The sequence below is a fragment of the Bacillus sp. FSL R7-0166 genome (assembly GCF_038008935.1).
Classification (GTDB): Bacteria; Bacillota; Bacilli; order Bacillales; family Bacillaceae; genus Bacillus; species Bacillus altitudinis.
This window is the reverse complement of the sequence record NZ_JBBPAC010000001.1, coordinates 3,339,206-3,359,511: the sequence shown is the minus strand read 5'-3', so window position 1 is coordinate 3,359,511 and position 20,306 is coordinate 3,339,206. Positions and strand designations below refer to the sequence as shown.

Annotated in this window: 22 protein-coding genes; 21 read left to right on the top strand and 1 reads right to left on the bottom strand. The window is 42.2% G+C overall.

The features are described 5' to 3' along the window. Window positions 1-16 precede the first annotated feature (16 nt). The 9 genes from NST01_RS17455 to NST01_RS17415 all read left to right on the top strand — a co-directional run bounded on the left by NST01_RS17455 (window position 17) and on the right by NST01_RS17415 (window position 9,855). Complete coding sequence (locus NST01_RS17455; protein ID WP_007497678.1) at window positions 17-874, top strand: class II fructose-bisphosphate aldolase; 858 nt, start codon at window positions 17-19, stop codon at window positions 872-874. Between the two features lie 111 nt (window positions 875-985). After that, window positions 986-1,624, top strand: coding sequence for a fructose-6-phosphate aldolase (fsa, locus tag NST01_RS17450; protein WP_003215343.1), 639 nt, complete (start codon window positions 986-988; stop codon window positions 1,622-1,624). A gap of 246 nt (window positions 1,625-1,870) precedes the next feature. Continuing rightward, window positions 1,871-3,160 carry a UDP-N-acetylglucosamine 1-carboxyvinyltransferase gene (locus NST01_RS17445; RefSeq protein WP_017360051.1) on the top strand — a complete coding sequence of 430 codons (1,290 nt, stop codon included), beginning with the start codon at window positions 1,871-1,873 and terminating at the stop codon, window positions 3,158-3,160. Window positions 3,161-3,192: 32 nt separating this feature from the next. After that, on the top strand, window positions 3,193-4,158 hold the full coding sequence (gene glpX, locus NST01_RS17440) for a class II fructose-bisphosphatase (protein WP_007497670.1): 966 nt from the start codon (window positions 3,193-3,195) through the stop codon (window positions 4,156-4,158). Between the two features lie 364 nt (window positions 4,159-4,522). After that, a complete protein-coding gene (rho, locus tag NST01_RS17435; protein ID WP_007497667.1) occupies window positions 4,523-5,806 on the top strand; it encodes a transcription termination factor Rho in 1,284 nt (427 codons plus the stop codon). Between the two features lie 130 nt (window positions 5,807-5,936). Further along, entirely contained in the window at window positions 5,937-6,137 is a 201-nt protein-coding gene (gene rpmE, locus NST01_RS17430; RefSeq protein ID WP_003215407.1) for a 50S ribosomal protein L31, read from the top strand. 87 nt (window positions 6,138-6,224) lie between these two features. Further along, window positions 6,225-6,827 carry a thymidine kinase gene (locus NST01_RS17425; RefSeq protein ID WP_017368216.1) on the top strand — a complete coding sequence of 201 codons (603 nt, stop codon included), beginning with the start codon at window positions 6,225-6,227 and terminating at the stop codon, window positions 6,825-6,827. A gap of 279 nt (window positions 6,828-7,106) precedes the next feature. Continuing rightward, window positions 7,107-8,807, top strand: a complete 1,701-nt coding sequence (gene malS / locus NST01_RS17420; protein ID WP_024718762.1) for an oxaloacetate-decarboxylating malate dehydrogenase — start codon at window positions 7,107-7,109, stop codon at window positions 8,805-8,807. Window positions 8,808-8,898: 91 nt separating this feature from the next. Then, window positions 8,899-9,855 (top strand): AEC family transporter, encoded by a 957-nt coding sequence (locus tag NST01_RS17415; protein ID WP_007497662.1) that lies wholly within the window; start codon window positions 8,899-8,901, stop codon window positions 9,853-9,855. A 35-nt stretch (window positions 9,856-9,890) separates the two neighbouring features. On the opposite strand, the gene racA is transcribed toward NST01_RS17415, so the two are convergent. Continuing rightward, complete coding sequence (racA, locus tag NST01_RS17410) at window positions 9,891-10,442, bottom strand: chromosome-anchoring protein RacA (RefSeq protein WP_048002970.1); 552 nt, start codon at window positions 10,440-10,442, stop codon at window positions 9,891-9,893. 210 nt (window positions 10,443-10,652) lie between these two features. On the opposite strand from racA, the gene prfA reads away from it, so the two are divergent. The 12 genes from prfA to upp all read left to right on the top strand — a co-directional run bounded on the left by prfA (window position 10,653) and on the right by upp (window position 20,231). Continuing rightward, complete coding sequence (gene prfA / locus NST01_RS17405; RefSeq protein ID WP_008343422.1) at window positions 10,653-11,720, top strand: peptide chain release factor 1; 1,068 nt, start codon at window positions 10,653-10,655, stop codon at window positions 11,718-11,720. After that, a complete protein-coding gene (gene prmC / locus NST01_RS17400; protein ID WP_057078937.1) occupies window positions 11,710-12,597 on the top strand; it encodes a peptide chain release factor N(5)-glutamine methyltransferase in 888 nt (295 codons plus the stop codon). Before prfA ends, prmC begins: the two co-directional genes overlap by 11 nt. A gap of 137 nt (window positions 12,598-12,734) precedes the next feature. Continuing rightward, window positions 12,735-13,214, top strand: coding sequence for a hypothetical protein (locus tag NST01_RS17395; RefSeq protein ID WP_019743247.1), 480 nt, complete (start codon window positions 12,735-12,737; stop codon window positions 13,212-13,214). Between the two features lie 163 nt (window positions 13,215-13,377). Continuing rightward, window positions 13,378-14,028 carry a stage II sporulation protein R gene (gene spoIIR, locus NST01_RS17390; protein ID WP_007497652.1) on the top strand — a complete coding sequence of 217 codons (651 nt, stop codon included), beginning with the start codon at window positions 13,378-13,380 and terminating at the stop codon, window positions 14,026-14,028. A 63-nt stretch (window positions 14,029-14,091) separates the two neighbouring features. After that, window positions 14,092-14,535, top strand: a complete 444-nt coding sequence (locus tag NST01_RS17385) for a GNAT family N-acetyltransferase (protein ID WP_210552237.1) — start codon at window positions 14,092-14,094, stop codon at window positions 14,533-14,535. Between the two features lie 161 nt (window positions 14,536-14,696). Beyond that, a complete protein-coding gene (locus NST01_RS17380) occupies window positions 14,697-15,749 on the top strand; it encodes an L-threonylcarbamoyladenylate synthase (RefSeq protein WP_249476696.1) in 1,053 nt (350 codons plus the stop codon). Window positions 15,750-15,809: 60 nt separating this feature from the next. Further along, on the top strand, window positions 15,810-16,364 hold the full coding sequence (locus NST01_RS17375; protein ID WP_052320298.1) for a manganese efflux pump MntP: 555 nt from the start codon (window positions 15,810-15,812) through the stop codon (window positions 16,362-16,364). Window positions 16,365-16,427: 63 nt separating this feature from the next. Continuing rightward, entirely contained in the window at window positions 16,428-16,886 is a 459-nt protein-coding gene (locus tag NST01_RS17370; protein WP_017360042.1) for a low molecular weight protein arginine phosphatase, read from the top strand. 141 nt (window positions 16,887-17,027) lie between these two features. After that, window positions 17,028-17,477: a ribose 5-phosphate isomerase B gene (rpiB, locus tag NST01_RS17365; RefSeq protein WP_003214714.1), complete on the top strand. Its 450-nt coding sequence runs from the start codon at window positions 17,028-17,030 to the stop codon at window positions 17,475-17,477. Between the two features lie 12 nt (window positions 17,478-17,489). Next, window positions 17,490-18,029, top strand: a complete 540-nt coding sequence (locus NST01_RS17360) for a TIGR01440 family protein (protein WP_007497644.1) — start codon at window positions 17,490-17,492, stop codon at window positions 18,027-18,029. Between the two features lie 177 nt (window positions 18,030-18,206). Further along, a complete protein-coding gene (gene glyA, locus NST01_RS17355) occupies window positions 18,207-19,454 on the top strand; it encodes a serine hydroxymethyltransferase (RefSeq protein ID WP_024718755.1) in 1,248 nt (415 codons plus the stop codon). A gap of 147 nt (window positions 19,455-19,601) precedes the next feature. Then, on the top strand, window positions 19,602-20,231 hold the full coding sequence (gene upp, locus NST01_RS17350) for a uracil phosphoribosyltransferase (RefSeq protein WP_003214553.1): 630 nt from the start codon (window positions 19,602-19,604) through the stop codon (window positions 20,229-20,231). Window positions 20,232-20,306 lie beyond the last annotated feature (75 nt).

Here is a 20,306-nt window from a genome sequence, read left to right as displayed (position 1 = left end):
GGGAGGATTTTTCATCATGCCTTTAGTTTCAATGACAGAAATGTTGAAAGACGCAAAGGAAAAAGGTTACGCTGTTGGACAGTTTAACTTAAATAACTTAGAATTCACGCAAGCGATTTTACAAGCTGCTGAAGAAGAGAAATCTCCAGTTATCTTAGGAGTATCTGAAGGAGCAGGACGCTACATGGGCGGCTTCAAAACAGTTGTCGCTATGGTAAAAGCGTTAATCGAAGAATATAATGTAACAGTTCCTGTTGCGATTCATTTAGATCACGGTTCAAGCTTTGAATCTTGTGCAAAAGCGATTCATGCAGGATTTACTTCTGTGATGATTGATGCTTCTCACCATCCATTTGATGAGAACGTAGCGACAACTGCAAAAGTGGTTGAGCTTGCACATTTCCACGGTGTATCTGTAGAAGCTGAGCTTGGAACTGTTGGTGGACAAGAAGACGACGTCATCGCTGAGGGCGTTATTTATGCTGATCCAAAAGAGTGCCAAGAGCTTGTAGAACGTACTGGTATTGACTGCCTTGCGCCTGCACTAGGTTCAGTTCATGGTCCATACAAAGGTGAACCAAACCTTGGTTTCGCTGAAATGGAAGAAATCGGTAAAACAACTGGACTTCCACTTGTTCTTCACGGCGGAACAGGTATCCCAACTGCTGACATCAAGCGTGCGATTTCACTTGGTACAGCAAAAATCAATGTAAACACTGAAAACCAAATTGCTTCTGCGAAAGCAGTTCGCGAAACACTTGCTGCAAAAACAGAAGAGTATGATCCACGTAAATATCTTGGACCAGCTCGTGACGCAATTAAAGCGACTGTTATCGGCAAAATGCGTGAATTTGGTTCTTCTAACCAAGCATAATTTGATGAGAACCGAAAGCCGCCTGAGTCACAGGCGGTTTTCTCCATATCATGAGAAAGCGCAATCAAATTTACATTTCAGACAATTTATTGATAGGAGAGTGGCACAGTTATGTTATTTTTCGTAGACACAGCGAATATCGCAGACATCAAAGAGGCACACGAGCTTGGCATTTTAGCAGGCGTGACAACAAACCCTAGTTTAGTAGCGAAAGAAAAGGACGTATCGTTCCACGACCGCCTTCGTGAAATCACTGACGTGGTATCAGGTTCAGTTAGTGCGGAAGTCATTTCTCTCAAAGCAGAAGAAATGATTGAAGAAGGAAAAGAGCTGGCTGCTATTGCACCAAATATCACAGTGAAAATCCCAATGACAACAGACGGTCTTAAAGCAGTCAAAGCGTTAACAGACCTTGGGATTAAAACAAACGTCACGTTGATTTTTAGTGCAAACCAGGCACTTCTTGCAGCTAGAGCTGGTGCGACGTATGTCTCTCCATTCCTCGGCCGCTTAGATGACATTGGCCAAAATGGTCTTGATCTCATTAGTGAAGTGAAAACCATTTTTGATGTTCATGGATTAGATACACAAATCATTGCTGCATCCATTCGTCACCCGCAGCATGTGACAGAAGCTGCGCTTAGAGGTGCTCATATCGGCACAATGCCGCTGAAAGTCATCAAGCAGCTGACAAAACACCCATTAACGGATGCAGGCATTGAGCAATTTTTAGCAGACTGGAATAAATAAGTGATTGTGGCAGACGGATACGCATCCGTTTGCCGCAGTTTTCCTTAAATACGCTAAGAAATGTTTTGTGCAAAGAAGAGAACATCACAGCCTCGCAAAGCTTCGATTATTTTTCTTCCGACAAATTTCGTTTAACCTGTATTCTTTCTCTTGATATTGGCTAAATTTTGGACAAGACCTTTTAAAGCGCGACATCCACAAACAGTATAACTCCAACAGTGATCTTCTTTAAGAAGGGAGACAAATATGGAAAAGTTAAACATTGCCGGCGGTGACCCCTTGCGCGGGACCGTACATATTAGTGGTGCGAAAAATAGTGCTGTGGCACTGATTCCTGCCACGATTCTCGCTGATTCTCCAGTAACCATTGAAGGCCTTCCGCATATTTCAGATATTGACACATTACGAGATCTGTTAGAAGAGATTGGCGGAAAGGTCACGTTTGAAAAAGGTGAGATGGTTGTCAATCCTACCTCCATGATCAGTATGCCGCTTCCTAATGGGAAAGTGAAGAAACTACGAGCATCCTATTATTTAATGGGCGCCATGCTCGGTAGATTCAAGCAGGCTGTCATTGGGTTGCCAGGGGGATGTCACTTAGGACCTAGACCGATCGATCAGCATATCAAAGGCTTTGAAGCACTTGGAGCCGAGGTGACAAACGAACAGGGTGCGATTTATTTGCGCGCTGAAAAATTAGTCGGAGCCCGAATTTATCTTGATGTTGTCAGTGTAGGTGCGACCATCAACATCATGCTGGCAGCCGTGCTGGCTGAAGGGAAAACAGTGATTGAAAATGCCGCAAAAGAACCCGAAATTATTGATGTAGCGACACTGCTTGCAAGCATGGGAGCTAAAATCAAAGGTGCGGGGACGGATGTGATTCGGATCGAAGGTGTGGAATCTCTCCATGGTTGCAGGCATTCCATCATCCCTGACCGCATAGAAGCAGGTACATTTTTAATTGCAGGTGCAGCGATGGGGGATGAAGTTGTGCTTGATAATGTGATCCCAACTCATTTAGAATCAATTACGGCGAAACTTAGAGAGATGGGGTTCACAATTGAAACAAGCAACGATCAAATGCTGATCGTTGGCAGAAATGAAGGACTCAAGCCTGTCGATATCAAAACCCTTGTGTATCCGGGCTTTCCGACCGATCTTCAACAGCCGATGACGGCTTTGTTAACAAAAGCGAAAGGCACGAGTGTCGTGACAGATACCATTTACTCTGCCCGCTTTAAACACATTGACGAATTGCGTCGAATGGGTGCTAATATGAAGGTGGAAGGAAGATCTGCCATTATTACAGGTCAAACGCAGCTTCAAGGTGCAAAGGTCAAAGCAAGTGATCTGCGAGCAGGTGCTTGTCTCGTTGTTGCAGGGTTAATGGCAGACGGTGTGACCGAAATCACAGGGCTTGAACATATAGACAGAGGATATAGTATGCTTGAGGAGAAGCTTGAAGGCTTGGGTGCAACCATCTGGCGTGAAAAGCTGAGTGACCAAGAAATAGAAGAACTTCAAAATTCATAAGGCTTTGACTGTGAGAGGAGATTTGGACAAAAATGGAAAGAAGTTTATCGATGGAACTAGTACGGGTGACAGAAGCAGCTGCATTAAAATCTGCTCGTTGGATGGGTAGAGGTTTAAAAGACGAAGCGGATGATGCTGCAACAAGTGCCATGCGTGATGTATTTGATACGATTCCGATGAAGGGAACTGTGGTCATCGGCGAGGGAGAAATGGACGAAGCGCCAATGCTTTATATTGGGGAAAAGCTTGGAAACGGATATGGACCTCGCGTGGATGTCGCTGTTGATCCATTGGAAGGAACAAATATTGTAGCAAGCGGCGGCTGGAATGCTTTAGCTGTTATCGCTGTTGCAGATCATGGCAACTTGCTGAATGCACCTGATATGTACATGGATAAGATCGCAGTAGGTCCAGAAGCGGTAGGCTGCATCGACATTGAAGCGCCTGTCATTGACAATCTTCGTGCTGTTGCAAAAGCAAAGAACAAAGATATTGAAGATGTTGTTGCGACAATTTTAAACAGAGAGCGACATGAAAAGATCATTGCTGAGCTGAGAGAAGCTGGAGCAAGAATCAAGCTGATCGATGATGGTGACGTTGCAGGAGCCATTAATACAGCATTTGATCACACAGGTGTTGATATTCTATTTGGTTCAGGTGGAGCGCCTGAAGGTGTCCTTTCTGCTGTTGCGCTTAAAGCACTTGGTGGAGAAATCCACGGTAAGCTTCTTCCACAAAGTGAAGAAGAGCTGAGACGCTGTGAGAAAATGGGGCTGGATGTTGGAAAAGTCCTCAGAATGGAAGACCTCGTGAAAGGCGATGACGCCATTTTTGCAGCGACAGGTGTAACAGATGGCGAGCTATTAAAAGGTGTTCAATTTAAAGGCTCTGTTGGAACAACACATAGTGTTGTCATGCGTGCGAAATCAGGTACTGTTCGATTCGTCGATGGCAGACACAGTTTAAAGAAAAAACCGAATCTTGTCATTCGTCCGTAATCTGAAAGCGGGTATTCTTTACCCGCTTTTCATATAGGTGTCAAATATATATCATTTTCTTTTTAAAGTTGAATATTCCCTGCAAATGAGGTAAAACTAAAGAGTGCTGCGAAATTTTCTGCGAATTTACTTCTTTTAAGCTTCAACAAGTTTAAATACTGCCGCATCATGACGATATACTCATTATCCTTCTCTATGTTGACAAAGCTCAATTTCACATTGTTCCTATCTTTACGATAAAACGAGTGGGAGCGTTACCATGAGAGCGAGGTCATTCCAACAAAAACGGAATTAAAAGCTAATCAAATACAATGGTCATGCATTTGTAATGAAATACATTGACTAGAAAAGTGTGGTGTCCATATTGAAAGATGTTTCGATTTCATCTTTGGAAAATATGAAATTAAAAGAGCTGTATGAGTTAGCAAAAAAGTACAAAATCTCTTATTACAGCAAACTAACAAAAAAAGAATTAATTTTTGCCATCTTAAAGGCGAATGCTGAGCAAGAGGATCTCTTATTTATGGAAGGGGTTCTAGAAATTATTCAGTCAGAGGGATTTGGTTTCTTAAGACCAATTAACTACTCCCCAAGTTCTGAAGACATTTATATTTCAGCTTCACAAATCAGACGCTTTGATTTAAGAAATGGTGATAAGGTGTCTGGAAAGGTACGACCTCCAAAAGAGAATGAACGCTACTATGGCCTCCTTCATGTCGAAGCGGTAAATGGGGACGACCCAGAATCAGCTAAGGAACGTGTTCACTTTCCTGCACTCACGCCGCTATTCCCTGATCGTCAAATGATTCTTGAAACACAGCCTAATCACCTGTCTACTAGAATTATGGATATGATGGCGCCAGTTGGGTTTGGGCAACGTGGTTTAATTGTTGCACCGCCTAAGGCTGGGAAAACCATTTTGCTCAAAGAAATTGCCAACAGTATCTCTGAAAATCATCCAGAGGCAGAACTGATTGTTCTTCTTATTGACGAACGTCCAGAGGAAGTAACAGATATCGAACGTTCTGTTGCAGGGGATGTTGTTAGTTCAACCTTTGACGAAGTACCGGAAAACCACATTAAAGTAGCAGAGCTTGTATTAGAGCGTGCGATGCGTCTAGTTGAACATAAAAAAGATGTCATCATCTTAATGGACAGCATCACAAGGCTTGCTCGGGCATACAACCTGGTCATCCCGCCAAGCGGCCGAACGCTTTCCGGCGGTATTGATCCAGCTGCTTTCCACCGTCCAAAACGCTTCTTTGGTGCTGCGCGTAACATCGAAGAAGGTGGAAGCTTGACCATTTTAGCTACTGCACTTGTTGATACAGGATCACGTATGGATGATGTGATTTATGAAGAGTTTAAAGGAACAGGAAACATGGAGCTCCATTTAGACCGTTCTCTTGCAGAAAGAAGAATTTTCCCAGCCATCGACATTCGTCGTTCCGGTACAAGAAAAGAAGAACTGCTTGTGCCTAAAGAGCATCTTGATCGTCTATGGGCGATGAGAAAATCAATGTCAGATACACCTGATTTCGCTGAGAAATTCATGCGCAAAATGAGAAAAACAAAGACAAACCAAGAATTTTTCGATATTTTAACGCAAGAGTGGAAACAAGCAAATATGTCTGCATCAAGAAGATAGCTTCCTGAAAAAATACATTTGCAATCATAGACTTACACTGTTATAATTTTATCATGTGCGTTTCAGAATTTATTCTGAGATATTAACTCTGTTTCCGAATTGGATTCAGGGCGGAAGGAGATGACAGTAGATGAAAACAGGAATTCATCCTAACTACAAAAAAGCTACAGTCAAATGCGCTTGTGGAAATGAGTTTGAAACTGGATCAGTAAAAGAAGAGGTACGCATCGAGATTTGCTCTGAGTGCCATCCTTTCTATACAGGCCGTCAAAAATTCGCTTCTGCTGATGGACGTGTTGACCGCTTTAACAAAAAATACGGTCTTAAGTAATAATAGATACAATAAACAGGCAGGAATCCGTTCTTGCCTGTTTTTTTACGTGGATTGATGGAACTTTAAAACGGGGGAGAAGACCTTATGTATGTGATGAAACAAAGCGGTTGGCTTGAAGTCATCTGCGGAAGTATGTTTTCTGGAAAGTCGGAAGAATTGATTCGGAGAGCCAAAAGAGCCACCTTTGCCAAACAAGAAGTAAAAATATTCAAACCAGCGATTGATAACCGGTATAGCACAAACTCAGTTGTGTCACATAACGGTTCATCCGTCGATGGGATTGCAGTAACCTCACCAAAAGACATAATAACGCACATATCAGAACGAACCGATGTCATTGGCATTGATGAGGTGCAATTTTTTGATGAGACAATCATTGATATTGTCACTCAATTGGCTGATAAAGGCTACCGAGTCATTGTTGCAGGCCTTGATCAAGACTTCAGAGGAGAGCCATTTGGTGTTGTTCCGCATTTAATGGCATGTGCAGAGCTTGTAACAAAACTTCAAGCAGTTTGTTCGGTATGCGGCTCCCCAGCGAGTAGAACACAACGCTTGATCGACGGTAAACCCGCATCTTATGATGATCCCATTATTTTAGTAGGTGCGCAGGAATCATACGAAGCACGATGCAGACATCACCATGAAGTACCAAAATTAGATGTTGGTACAACACTTGACAATTAAAAAAATAGCAAATGCCGCTGTGTTTCGTTTTTCGAGATTTTGGCTGAACACCCATCATTTGTACTTAAATAAATTAAATAACGCTACGAAAAAATTATCTAATTTTCAACGCTTGCGTTTTGGTATAAGCAGGCATAAAATGACTAACTGTAGTGTAAAGCATTTAAACGAAAAGTTCGATTTCTTGTCATAATTTTTTTGATTAAGGATTTTTCTCCTTGATCGTTCTTTGTATTAATAGTTCACTTTATTTATATTTTAGAAAGAGGGTAGTTTTTGATGAACAACGTGAAGAAAACAAAAGAAGGGTACCTCGAAACCACTTTGACAGGTAAAGATGTATTATCGATTCCAACGTTGAACAAAGGCGTTGCTTTCTCTGAAGAAGAAAGACAAGAGCTTGGACTAGAAGGATTACTTCCTCCAACTGTTCTGACTTTAGAACAGCAAGCAGAGAGAGCATACAAGCAATTTCTAGCTCAGCCAGATCGTCTTCGTCAAAACGTATACTTAAGTGATTTGCAAAACCGTAACGAAGTATTATTCTATAAGCTTCTAACGGACAAGCTTCGTGAAATGCTTCCTGTTGTTTACACACCAACTGTTGGTGAAGCGATTCAAGAATACAGCCATGAATACAGAAGACCTCATGGTGTCTACCTTTCAATCGACAACATTGACGGTATTGAGAAAGCATTTGAAAACTTACATGCAACAGCAGGCGACATCGACCTCATCGTAGCAACTGACTCTGAGAGTATTCTTGGAATTGGTGACTGGGGTGTTGGTGGTATCAACATCGCAATTGGTAAATTAGCTGTTTACACGGCTGCAGCAGGGATTGATCCAAGCCGCGTGATTCCAGTTGTATTAGATGTTGGAACTAACAATGAGAAATTATTAAATGATCCATTGTACATCGGGAACCACCACAAACGTGTACAAGGTGAAAAATACGAAGAGTTCATTGATGCGTATGTAAAAGCAGCACTTAAATTCTTCCCGAAAGCATTGCTTCACTGGGAAGACCTTGGAAACAAAAATGCGCGTAACATCATGAAAAAATACAACGACAACATCTTAACATTTAATGATGATATCCAAGGTACTGGTGCCATTACTTTAGCGGGTGTTCTTGCAGCTGTCAAGAAAACTGGTACTCAATTGAAAGATCACCGTGTGATGATTTTCGGAGCTGGATCAGCTGGAATCGGAATCGCCGATCAAATGCGTGACACAATGGTTCTTGAAGGTCTAAGTGAAGAAGAAGCAAACAATGCATTCTGGACGTTAGACTACAGAGGATTGCTAACAGATCAGTTTGAAGATGAAGTGCTTGATTTCCAAAAACCATACCTTCGTTCTTCTGATGAAGTAGAAGGCTGGGCACGTGATGAAAAAGGACAAATCTCATTTGCTGAAGCTGTTCGCAAGGTGAAGCCAACCATTCTTATTGGTACATCAGGTCAAGGCGGCGCATTCACTGAAGAAATTATTAAAGAAATCGCAGCTCATACAGAGCGTCCAGTGATCATGCCGATGTCTAACCCAACTCCACTTGCTGAAGCAGTACCGGAAGATCTATTCAAATGGACAGACGGTCGTGCGCTTGTTGCAACTGGAAGCCCATTCGAAAATGTCGAGTATAACGGAATTGAACATGAAATCGGACAATCAAACAATGCGTTCGTTTTCCCTGGACTTGGTCTTGGTTCAATCGTAACGGAATCAAAAATTATCACAAAAGGCATGTTCGTTGCTTCTGCAAATGCGATCGCTGAAATGGTTGATCATGAAAAACCAGGCGCTGGACTGCTTCCAAGCATTGATAAATTGCAAGAAGTATCAATCAAGGTAGCTGTTGAAGTAGCAAAAGCAGCAATTAAAGATGGTGTCGCAAGAAGAACACCTGACAACATCGAACAAGCTGTGAAAGATGCTATGTGGATTCCTGAATATAAAAAAATTGTAAGAGCATAATAAAATGTGTAACGCGGCATTGTTTCGGGTAATGTAAGCAATGCCGCTATAAAATAAGAAACATGTAAAGGATTCAAGGAGGAATAGTAAGATGGACTTTTTAAATATTTTGATCCTCCTAGCACCGATTTTTTTCGTTATCGCGCTGGGTTGGTTCGCAGGGAACTTCGGCAGCTATGACGCTAAATCTGCAAAAGGTGTAAGTACACTTGTTACAAAGTATGCTTTACCAGCGCACTTTATCGCCAGCATTCTGTCAACACCAAAAGATAAATTCTATAGTCAAATTCCATTTTTCGTTGCATTGATTCTCGGAATCGTAGGCTTTTATATCATTATCCTTTTAGTTACGAAATTTGCTTTTAAATATGATTTAACAGATTCATCTGTTTTCTCATTAAACTCAGCACAACCGACCTTTGCATTTATGGGGATTCCGGTCTTGGGCAGTTTATTTGGGGCTCAAGAAGTTGCAATTCCGATTGCTATTACCGGAATAGTTGTAAATGCATTGCTTGATCCAATTGCTATTATTGTGTCAACTGTCGGTGAAAAAACAAAAGGAAAAGCCAAAGACGGCGAAAGTTTCCTAAAAATGACGACGAAAGCGATTTTGCACGGTTTATCTGAGCCGCTTGCGCTTGCACCGTTAGCAAGTATCATTCTTGTTCTTTTAGGATTTAAACTTCCTGAAATCGGACATGAAATGCTAGAGGAAATTGGAAGTGTGACATCAGGGGTTGCGCTCTTTGCAGTCGGTGTCACAGTCGGTATCCGCAAAATTAAACTGAGCTTACCAGCTTTCAGTATCGCATTGCTCAAAGTAGCTGTACAACCGTTACTTATGTATTTTATCGCCATTCTTATGGGTCTTTCGGCGGATGAAATTACAAAAGCTGTATTGCTTGTTGCCTTCCCAGGTTCAGCTGTTGCGGCCATGATCGCCACTCGATTTGAGAAACAGGAAGCAGAAACAGCATCCGCATTTGTGATCAGTGCGATCATGTCACTCATTACATTACCGATCATTATTGCACTTACCGTATAATATAGTAGAAAGGCTGCCTCGTTAGGCAGCCTTTCTTAGCGAAATGAATGAAACAGAGGGAAGAGCACACGCTTTTTTTTCATTTCGGGGTGTGCCTTTTCCTTTTCTTCTTCTTTTGATGGTTTTGGTTTTGTCAATGTGGCTGTGAGGCGTTCTAATTTTGCAGTTAATTCTTCAATTTCTCTTCTGTGCTGGAGGAGCTGGTAGGAAACGCCTTCATCTGCTTTCTTAGCGAGTTTCCGTTCTATTTCTTGGAAACGGGCTTCAATATGACTGACATGTGATTGCTCTTGAAGGAGCTGTTTCACTTGTTCTTCTAAGGCTTCTATCCGTTTTGATGAGTCAGAAGTTTCTACAGTAGGTGATAATTGCTGGGCGGTTTCTTCATGGATCGGCAGTCTAATGTCATGGAGAATCACACCCTCGTTCATTTGGTGTTTGACCTCTTTGAGCAGCTGGACAATGTCATCATGAAATTCGTAATGTCCAAGTTCATTCCGGGCGACAGGGATGTTGAGCTGTTTGACCCAGCGCTGAATGGTTTTTGAAGATACACCAATTTCCTTTGCAACCTCATTTGTATTCAAACCAAATGCCCTCCCTTTTTTCAATTACAAGTACCATTCTCTTTCGTGAGCATCCGTTCCTTCACGTTAGACAAAACAAGTAACCAATCGCCAAAGATCGTGTTTTCTAGTGAAAAATTGCAGAAAATCAATTGTTTTGGAAATTTTTTTGACTGTCATACCCCGCTATACTATAATTAGACTGTTACGCACAAAACAGAGGTGAAGACCATGTTAGACCGTTTAAAATCAATTGAAGAACGCTATGAAAAGCTAAATGAATATTTAAGTGACCCTGAAGTGGTGAACGACCCTAAGAAGCTTCGTGAATATTCGAAGGAACAATCTGATATTCAAGAAACTGTTGAGGTATATAGACAATATCGTGCGGCATATGATCAGCTAAGTGATGCGAAAGCCATGCTGGAAGATAAGCTCGATGCCGATATGCGCGACATGGTCAAAGAAGAAATTTCAGAGCTCACAGAGGAAACAGAACGTTTAGAAGACGAGCTGAAAATCTTGCTCATCCCGAAAGATCCGAATGACGATAAGAACGTTATTGTGGAGGTTCGTGGTGCAGCGGGCGGAGAAGAGGCTGCGCTGTTTGCAGGAAACCTGTACCGTATGTACAGCCGTTATGCTGAAATGCAAGGCTGGAAAACGGAAGTCATGGAAGCGAGTGTCACTGGAACTGGCGGTTATAAGGAGATCATCTTTATGATTAGCGGTAAAGGTGCATATTCTAAACTAAAGTTTGAAAACGGTGCACACCGCGTGCAGCGTGTTCCTGAAACTGAGTCAGGCGGCCGTATTCATACATCAACAGCGACAGTTGCTGTATTACCAGAGGCGGAGGAAGTTGAAATTGATATCCACGAAAAAGATATTCGTGTGGATACATTCGCATCAAGCGGACCAGGGGGACAAAGTGTTAATACCACAATGTCTGCTGTTCGTTTGACTCACCTTCCAACAGGTGTAGTGGTTTCCTGTCAGGATGAGAAATCACAAATCAAAAACAAAGAAAAAGCGATGAAAGTTTTGCGTGCGAGAATTTATGATAAATTCCAGCGTGAAGCACAAGCTGAATATGATCAAACCCGTAAATCTGCTGTTGGAACAGGGGATCGTTCAGAGCGTATCCGTACGTACAATTTCCCGCAAAACCGTGTGACGGACCACCGTATCGGATTGACGATTCAAAAGCTTGATCAAATTTTAGAAGGAAAACTTGACGAGGTCATTGATGCATTAATTATGGAAGACCAAGCAAGAAAACTTCAAAATGCAAAATAAAAAGCGAACGATCTTTGAAGCCCTTAAATGGGCTTCTTCTTTGTTAACGGAAGCGGGCAGAGACCAAAACGCAGCAGAGTTAATGTTGATGCATGTGCTTGGATGGAGCAGAAGTGAACTTCTTGCCCGTTTTCATGATCCACTGCCAGAGGAGCAAGATTCACAATTCAGCAAGTTCGTTACGCAGCACAAGCGTGGAGTGCCTGTGCAGCATTTAACGGGTGTTGAATTTTTTTATGGGCGTCCTTTTGAGGTAAGCAAACACGTTCTGATTCCTCGTCCTGAAACGGAGGAAGTGGTGCTGGCGGCATTGAATATGATGAATCGTGTGTTTCCTAATGATCAGCCGCTCAAAGCTGTTGATGTAGGAACAGGTAGCGGTGCAATTGCGATTACGTTAGCTCTTGAAAAAGAATCTCTCACTGTGACAGCGACGGATATTTCACATGAAGCACTTGAAGTAGCAAAGCGAAATCAAGAAGCGCTTGGTGCAGACGTTCATTTTGTCCAAGGGGATTTACTTGAACCGATTATGGCTCAAGGCATCAAAGTCGATGTGTTTATTTCCAATCCGCCTTATATTGCGGCAGAAGAAATGGATGGTTTATCAGAGGTTGTCACAAAGCATGAACCTGTCAATGCGCTGACAGATGGGCGTGATGGCCTGTGGTTTTATGAGCGTATCGCCTGTGATCTCCACAAGGTACTTCATCAGCAAGCAGTGGTTGTCCTTGAAATAGGACATACACAAGCACAAGATGTAAAAGCGCTTCTTTTGCAGGCGTTCCCTTCAGCTGATGTTCATATCATCAAGGACATCAACGGAAAGGATCGAGCGGTTTGCGCACACATTCAAAACGGAAGTCCGGCTGAATAAAGTCGGACTATTTTATTATGTAAAGATGAAACTTATGGTAAAAGGGAAACGTATATATAGAAGAATGAACATTCTGATCATGATTTTTTACATAAATTTGTTTTGAAGGAGCGAATGGTGTGAACAGAAGGTATGCGATGGTGTTGGTCATCGTCAGTGTACTATTGATTGTGAGTGCTTGCGGTAAACCGAGCTTTAAAAAAGAAGCAGCAGCATTTGGGGAAAACTATAAAAAAGCACAATACACAGTGAATCGGACGGATGACCTATCTGACATGAAGGAGAAGTTGAAGGATTATTTAACCGAGCATGAATATCAAGAATATACAGAAGACAGTATGTTTCCAAGTGTATTAGAAGCAGCAAAAGATCAAGATTGTCAAATTAAACTGAAAAAAATTACGTTTACACCTTCAGATGAAAGCGATGACAGGATTGAATTTGACTATGAAATGATCATTCAATTTATTGACCATAAAGGAAAGGTCAAAAAGGAAATTGAGAAAAAAGGTGCAATGACAGTTATCAAAACAGATTCGGGATTAAAAATCAGCCGAGATTGGGATGGAAGACTGTACCCTTCCGATTACCAATCCTCACTAAAAAGCCGTTCATAAGTTGTTGAATGGCTTTTTTTCATGCAGAAAAAACATTGATTCGCTCACCTCATGTAGTTGTTTTTTACTCATAATCTATTAAAAAAATCATTTTTGCTGTTTATGAGATGCGTTTCCTGGACACAATGTTTGTAGCGAAGAGAAAAAGTGGGGGGAACACATTATGTTCAAAAGTAAAATGATGATTTGTCTTTATATGTTTCTATTATTATGTGGTGCTTTTGCAAACCTTGGAAAAGAGGAGACGGCGGCTGCTTCTGCCAATCAGCCTGTTGTGATTCCAGATGAAGCCATTCGTTTACGCATTTTAGCCAACAGTGACCGGTCGGCAGATCAAGATGTGAAACGAAGTATTCGAGATGAGGTCAATGCCAATATAACGGAGTGGGTGAAAGACCTCACATCCATTGAAGAAGCTAGACGTGTGATTCGTTCAAAGCTTCCAGACATCAATCGTATTGCCAAAGCAAAATTAAAGGAACAACACATTGATCAATCCGTATCGGTCAGCTTTCAAAAAGCCTCATTTCCAACAAAGCTATATGGCAACTTTGTTTATCCTGCTGGGAAATATGAAGCCATTTTGATTACGTTAGGGGAAGGAGACGGAGCCAATTGGTGGTGTGTGTTATTCCCACCGCTCTGCTTTATCGATTTTTCAAACGGAGAAGCGATCGCCTCACCAGAAGGAGATGATAAAGAGCAGGTAGCCGCAGAGCCATCAAATGAATCTGTCAATGAAGTGGTAAAAGAAGAAGAGACGGGTGAAGTGAAATTCTTTCTGTTCGAATGGGTCTCTAGTCTTTTCTCTTAAAAAAGGTCTAAATCTGCTTTTGCCTCATAGAGTTGAAGTAAGAGAACAAAAAGAGGTGAAAGCATGTATTATCAATTAAGAATAGCGACAGAAGAAGATGCCCCGGCCATTAATGCTTTTCTTGAAAAAGGCCAAGCAAAAGGCGGGGTGACGATTGCAGAGCGTACGTCATTTGTGGTCATGGAAGATGCAGACGGTGAGCTTGCAGGCTGTTTAGGTCTTGAACGACTAAATGAACAAGAAGGATTGCTAAGATCACTTGTGATATCAGATAAACTCGGCCAAGGGCATATCGTTTCTTTGTTCCAAAGTGTTCAAACGCTAGGGGAAAAACAAGGTGTGGACACCTTTTATGTTGTAGCCAATCACTCCTCCTCGCATGATTTTTTAGCGCTGATGGGCTTTACGCCTCTAGAGGAAATCCCAGAAAGTGTGTGGGTATCTGCGCATGCTAAAGAGTCGTTGGGAAAAGAGCAGGCGGTTGTGCTGCAAAAAACAGCTAGTTAATCACAAAACACCGGACTTATTCACATACTTATCCACTTTAAAACAAGCGTTATCCACAAATTGTGGACAACGCTTGTTTTATTTAGCATCATCTTTTATACTTTCAAAAGGATAATTGAGATATATCAACAGTTTTATCTTTTTTAAAAGGAGTTTGTATGATGTTAAATACAAAAAGGTGGTCTGTGGATTTAAAAAAGGATTTATCCACATACTATCCACAAATTGAACAAGCAGCTCTGTTGTTGCGGAAAAATGAAGTGGTCGCTTTTCCGACAGAAACGGTTTATGGACTAGGGGCAAATGCAAAAGAGACAGAGGCTGTGAAAAAAATTTATGAAGCGAAAGGACGCCCAAGTGATAATCCGTTGATTGTTCACATTGCGGACGTTCAACAGCTTCATGAATTTGCGCAAATAGAAAATGAAAAAGTAACAGCGCTGATGGATGCCTTTTGGCCAGGCGCTCTCACCATTGTTCTACCTTGTAAGCCGGGCACATTATCAAAGCAGGTGACGGCAGATTTATCTACAGTAGGCGTAAGAATGCCTAATCATCCTGTTGCGCTTGAACTCATCCGAGCAGCTGGTCTGCCAATTGCCGCGCCAAGTGCCAACCGTTCGGGAAAACCGTCGCCGACACTTGCGGATCATGTTGCGAGTGATCTTGATGGGAAAATTGCTGGCATTGTCGATGGTGGTTCAACAGGTATTGGTGTGGAGTCAACGGTTGTATCCTGTATAGACGAGATTCCAGTGATCTTAAGGCCGGGCGGTATTACAAAAGAAGCGTTAGAAGAGGTCGTAGGAACAGTCAACATAGATCCAGGGCTGACGAAAAAGGATGAGGCGCCTGTATCGCCGGGAATGAAATACACACATTATGCACCTGAAGCACAAATGTATATATTTCATGGAAGTGATGAAGACATGCAGCTGCACATTCAGAAGTACCGAGCTGAAGGGCTAAAAGTAGGTGTGCTGACGACAGAAGAAAAGAAGGAATGGTTTGCGGCAGATGTTATCTTTAGCTGTGGATGGAGAGAAAAGCCTGAAACGGTTGCGGCAAACTTATATCGTGTGCTGAGACAATTTGATGAAACGGATGTAGACTTGATCATTTCAGAAGCCTTCTCAGAGCAGGGAGTTGGTTCTGCGATCATGAACCGTCTGCAAAAAGCGGCAGGAGGGCGTACCCTCTCTTCGTTCAAATAGTTCTAACCTCTCTTGGACAAACATAGGTTAAAGGAGAATGCGTGTCCAAGGGGGATTTACATGAATGAACTAGCTGGCGAATTGCTGACACTCAGTATCATGGCTTTTGCACTTGGAATGGATGCCTTTTCGGTTGGACTCGGCATGGGGATGATTCAGCTGAGATTCCGCCAGATCCTTTATATTGGACTTGTCATTGGGATATTTCATATGTTTATGCCTCTTTTTGGCATGCTGACAGGTCAGCTTTTATCTGGCTGGCTTGGGCTCCTAGCAACCTATATTGGCGGGGCGCTGCTTTTGGTGCTGGGTCTTCAAATGATCATCGCTTCTATCCGAAAAGAAGATAAGCCATTTATCGCACCTGTTGGGGCCGGTCTCGTTCTTTTTGCAACAAGTGTGAGTTTAGATAGTTTTTCCGTTGGCTTAAGCCTGGGGATTTACGGTTCTCGGGTGTTGATGACCATTTTATTGTTTGGCTTTTTTAGTATGATGCTCACATGGCTTGGATTATTACTCGGTAAACAGGTTCGGTCATGGGTAGGTTCATATAGCGGTGCGCTTGGCGGGTTTATTTTACTAGCCTTTGGAATCAAATTATTATTTCCGCTCTAGCCAGTCTCCTTACATAACATGTAGAATGAAATGCTATATAATAGAAGAAAAGGAGGTCGAAAGATGAATATCTTATTTGTTTGTACGGGAAATACTTGCAGAAGTCCGATGGCTCAAGCCCTTTTTTCCTCCATTGCAGATGAAAAAGGCTTACAGGTCACTGTAAAATCAGCGGGCATCTTCGCCTCTGATGCAGGGAAGGCTTCTCCTCAAGCAGTCGAAGCATTATTTGAGAAAAGCATTCCACTGAATCACTCATCGTCTAAACTAACAGAAGAACTTCTTCATGAAGCAGATTATGTCTTTACCATGACGATTCAGCATAAGCAGTTGATTGTAGAGCAATACGCTCATGTGAAAGACAAGGTCTTCACTCTAAAAGAATTTGCGACAGGATCAGAAGGTGACGTGTCGGATCCATTTGGAGGGAGTCTCTCCATTTATCAGGAGACACGAGATGAACTAGAAACGCTATTGTATCAACTTGCTAAAAAGCTTAAACAGGATCACAAATCCTCATAAATGGACAACCTGTAAAACCGTTGCGCAAACGGTTTTTCTGCTTTTGTTTGCAAATGACTAGGCAGAGGTTAAAATATAACTGTAAATAAAGAATGAATGTAAGACATGACAGATCAACTCACCCTTAGGAGGAATTGCCCGATGAAAGTAGCCATTGCATCCGATCACGGCGGAACGAATATTCGTGAAGAAATCAAACAACTAATGGATGAATTAAAGATTGAATACATTGATATGGGTTGTGAATGTGGATCAGGTTCTGTAGACTACCCAGACTATGCTTTTCCTGTAGCCAATATGGTAGCAAACGGAGAAGTCGATCGTGGCATTTTGATTTGCGGGACAGGTATCGGTATGAGCATTTCAGCAAACAAAGTGAAAGGCATCCGCTGTGCACTGGCGCATGATACATTCAGTGCAAAGGCGACGAGAGAACATAACGATACAAATGTTCTTGCGATGGGAGAACGAGTCATTGGACCAGGATTGGCAAGAGAGATTGCTCACATTTGGCTGACAACAGAATTTACTGCAGGACGTCATGCTGTACGGATTGGTAAAATCGCTGATTACGAAGAAAAGCACCTGTAAGGAGCGCTTAACATGAACATTGGTCAAGATTGGCTTGAAATGTTAAAAGAGTTTCATCAAACAGTTGAACTGCGAGCTGGCCACATTTTAGTGATTGGCTGCAGTACGTCAGAAGTGGCTGGCGAGCACATTGGGACAGCGGGAAGTGAGCAAATTGCTGAAGCTATTTATCAAGAGCTCGATCAACTGAGACGCGAGACAGGAATTGAATTGGCCTTCCAATGCTGCGAGCATTTGAATCGTGCCCTCGTTGTGGAAGAAGAGGTGGCGTACCGGCTTAACTTAGAGATTGTAGCGGCAGTACCTGTCCGTAAGGCGGGTGGTTCTATGGCGGCTCATGCGTATCAGCAAATGGAACACCCTGTGCTGGTTGAATCCATTTCAGCACATGCAGGGATTGATATCGGTGATACATTCATCGGCATGCACTTAAAACGGGTAGCCGTACCGGTCCGTCTCAGCCGTCATCAATTAGGACAAGCACATGTGACGTTTGCAAAAACTCGTCCAAAGCTGATTGGCGGAGAACGAGCCGTTTATACAAGATCATAGTTCGGATATATTTCTAATATAATGTTGAATGATGAAGACGTTTCACCCTTTGAATATTCGGGTTTTCATAAAAAAGAAGTCGATTTTCCAAAAAAAACTTTTACATTTTACTCAAAAACCGTGTACAATGAGATGGTGAAAACATCGAATGGAAATAGATTGGAGAGGATTTCGCTGATGAAACATTTACCTGAGCAAGACGCACAAGTATTCAAAGCAATTCAACTAGAGCGGAAACGCCAGCAGGACAAAATCGAATTAATTGCATCAGAAAACTTCGTAAGCGAAGCAGTCATGGAAGCGCAGGGCTCTGTCTTAACAAACAAATATGCAGAAGGTTACCCTGGTAAACGCTACTATGGCGGCTGTGAACATGTAGACGTTGTAGAAGATATCGCACGTGACCGCGCAAAAGAAATTTTTGGCGCTGAGTATGTGAACGTACAGCCTCACTCAGGAGCTCAAGCGAATATGGCCGTATACTTTACAATCCTTGAGCATGGCGATACAGTGCTAGGCATGAACTTATCACATGGCGGGCATTTAACACATGGAAGCCCTGTAAACTTTAGCGGCGTACAGTACAACTTTGTAGAATACGGTGTAGATAAAGAAACACAACATATCGACTACCAAGATGTACTTGAAAAAGCACGTGAGCATAAGCCGAAACTAATCGTAGCGGGTGCAAGTGCTTACCCACGTCAAATTGATTTCAAAAAGTTCCGTGAAATTGCCGATGAAGTCGGTGCTTACTTTATGGTGGACATGGCTCACATCGCGGGTCTTGTTGCAGCAGGTCTTCATCCAAATCCAGTTCCTTACGCTGATTTTGTGACAACGACAACTCACAAAACATTGCGCGGACCTCGCGGCGGAATGATTCTATGCCGTGAAGAGTTTGGTAAAAAGATCGACAAATCGATCTTCCCTGGTATTCAAGGTGGACCACTCATGCATGTGATCTCTGCAAAAGCTGTTTCTTTCGGTGAAGTATTGAACGGAGATTTCAAAACATATGCACAAAACGTGATTGATAACGCAAAACAACTAGCTGAAACACTTTTATCTGAGGATATTCAGCTTGTATCTGGTGGAACAGATAACCATCTTGTTCTCATCGACTTGCGCTCTCTTGGCATTACAGGAAAAATTGCAGAAAACGTTCTTGATGAAATTGGTATCACAGTGAACAAAAATGCGATTCCTTATGATCCAGAGAAACCATTTGTTACAAGTGGTGTACGTGTAGGTACAGCAGCAGTGACAAGCCGTGGCTTCGATCAAGAAGCGATGAAAGAAGTCGGTTCCATCATTGCGCTTGCGCTGAAACATCATGAAGATGAAGCGAAATTAGAAGAGGCGAAAAAGCGTGTATCTGATCTGACAGCTCGTTTCCCTCTATATCAAGAATTAGATTATTAAGATGCAGACCCATTTGCCTATTTTTGGCATGTGGGTTTTTTTTGTAGGATTTGCGAATCATATTGAAAGATGATGTCTTTTTATGTAGAATTGTAGGAAGTGTGCAAAGTTCACCGGAAGATGACAGAAAAGGAGTTGTAGCAAGCAATGGCAAAGGTTTATGTATTTGATCACCCGCTTATTCAGCACAAACTTACATATATTCGTGACGTTCATACAGGAACAAAAGAATTTAGAGAGCTAGTGGATGAAGTCGCAACATTAATGGCATTTGAAATCACAAGAGACTTACCGCTTGAAGAGGTAGATGTAGAAACACCTGTACAAGTCGCTAAATCAAACGTGATCTCAGGTAAAAAACTCGGAGTTGTGCCGATTTTAAGAGCAGGTCTTGGAATGGTAGACGGGATTTTGAAACTCATTCCAGCTGCCAAAGTGGGACATGTCGGTTTATACCGTGATCCGAAGACATTAAAGCCTGTTGAATATTATGTGAAGCTTCCATCTGATGTGGAAGAGCGTGAATTTATCGTAGTAGACCCAATGCTTGCAACGGGCGGATCAGCAGTAGAAGCATTAAACAGTTTGAAAAAACGCGGTGCGAAAAACATCCGCTTCATGTGTCTGATTGCTGCGCCAGAAGGTGTAGAAGAAATGCAAAAACATCATCCAGATGTTGATATCTACATTGCGGCATTAGATGAGAAGTTAAACGAAAAAGGTTACATCATCCCAGGTCTTGGTGATGCTGGTGACCGTATGTATGGAACAAAATAAGAATGATTCATGAAAAGCCCACATGCAAACGTGCATGTGGGCTTTTTTGAAAAATATGACAAACGGTTGATATCG